Raw genomic sequence first — 1843 nt, forward strand, 5'->3', positions numbered from 1 at the left:
AACGAATTAATAAGAGAAATGGATGGGATTCGTAAGGAAAATGATCATCTTTTAAAGCAGTTTGAGGCTAAACTTATTTCTACTAAAGAAAAAGAATTATATAACACGTTTCATGAAACATTTAATGAATTAAGGACTCAAATGAAGAAAGCACAAGAATTAGGGAAGTCTAATAATGAGGAAGCATATGCATATTATCTAAAAGAGATTGAACCTAATATGCAAAAATCAATAAAATCAATTCGTGAATTGATTTTATATAATAGTAATAATGCAGAGCTTTTACAGAAGGAAAATAATAATAGTGCTCAAAATACAATGATAATGTTTGTTAGTATTTCGATTTTAGCAATTTTAATAATTATATTAATTGGATATGTTATTAAATTAACTATCCGAAAACCACTTGCATTACTACAAAATGATATGGAAAAAGTAGCAGCTGGAGATTTAACAACACGTACTCCTTATAAAGCAAATAATGAATTAGGGCATATTGTTCAGTCTTTTAATAGTATGTTAGATAACCTTCAACAATTAATTGCGAATGTTAAGATGACAACACAAGAGGTTATTTTTACTACGGAGGGTGTATTACAAGATACAAATCGAGCGTCTAGTATTTCAAATGAGGTTGTACAGACTGTTTTAGAAGTAAAAACAAAAATAGAAGGACAGGTAACTAGTATTCAGGAGAGCTCATCCTCAATGGAAGAAATTACAACCGGGGTGCAAACTGTAGCTGAATCTTCAGCAGTAGTCGCTGAGGTAGCAGTAACGACTACAGAACGAATAAATATCGGTAGTGAAGTGATAAATCACTCTATTCTTCAAATGAATAGTGTGCATGATGTTGTCGAGGAAACATCAAAAGTAATAAATAAACTTGTTACACGTACACAACAGATTGATACAGCTCTCGCTGCAATTACTAATATTGCCGAACAAACGAATCTTCTTGCCTTAAATGCCGCTATTGAAGCGGCACGTGCTGGAGAGAATGGGAAAGGATTTGCAGTGGTTGCCGCAGAAGTTCGAGACTTGGCTGAGCAATCTAAAGAATCTGCAAAAGAAGTTAATCATTTAATAAAATCCATTCAAAAAGATACCCAAGATACAGTTAATGTCATGCAAAAAGGACAACAAAAGGCAGTAGAAGGAAAAGAAGCTGCTTACAAAGCGAATCAAACCTTCTTGTCTATTATGAGAGATATTGATAAGATTACAGGTCAAATTCAAGAAGTATCCGCAGCGACAGAAGAGATGTCTGCTGGTACAGAAGAAGTAAATGCTTCTCTTTCGCTAGTTTCTGAAACTGCAACGGATGTGAAAAAGGAGACTCTTCAAACTGTAAATTCAATTCAATCACAGGCCGTATCAATTGAACAAATATCAATCCAATCCAACAAAATGAAAGAAAAGGTGGAAGAATTAACGGAATTGGTTTCAAAATTTAATATTACAGAACAAAAAGAATAAGTAAATTGTAAAAGATTAGGTACGGCTATCAGCCTAAAAATAATTGATTTTTTACGATTAAAAAGATTTTAGTAATTAATTCAATCACAAGTGTAATAACATGTATAAAAAACATGAAGACTTAAGAGTCTTCGTGTTTTTTTTATTGAATAATGTCTGAAAAAATATTGATAATTATACGATATTTTGGAATTTATCACAAAATATTCATATATGCAAAATTACATACATTTAATGATTGATAATCACGAGTTAATGTAACTATAATAATTACACTGATAAGTAACTTATTGACGACAGTTATAAGTGAAGAAGGAGGGCTTTATTGTATTTTGTATATAAAAAAATAGAGAAGGAGATATGC

The 1843-nt window shown here is 31.3% G+C and carries 1 protein-coding gene; it reads left to right on the forward strand.

Annotated elements, in window-relative coordinates:
- The coding region (locus ABWK52_RS24565; protein ID WP_353772196.1) for a methyl-accepting chemotaxis protein at positions 1-1479 on the forward strand (1479 nt) is incomplete at its 5' end.
- Positions 1480-1843: the final 364 nt, after the last annotated feature.

Source organism: Bacillus sp. AP50, from assembly GCF_040492675.1.
GTDB classification, from domain to species: Bacteria; Bacillota; Bacilli; order Bacillales; family Bacillaceae_G; genus Bacillus_A; species Bacillus_A cereus.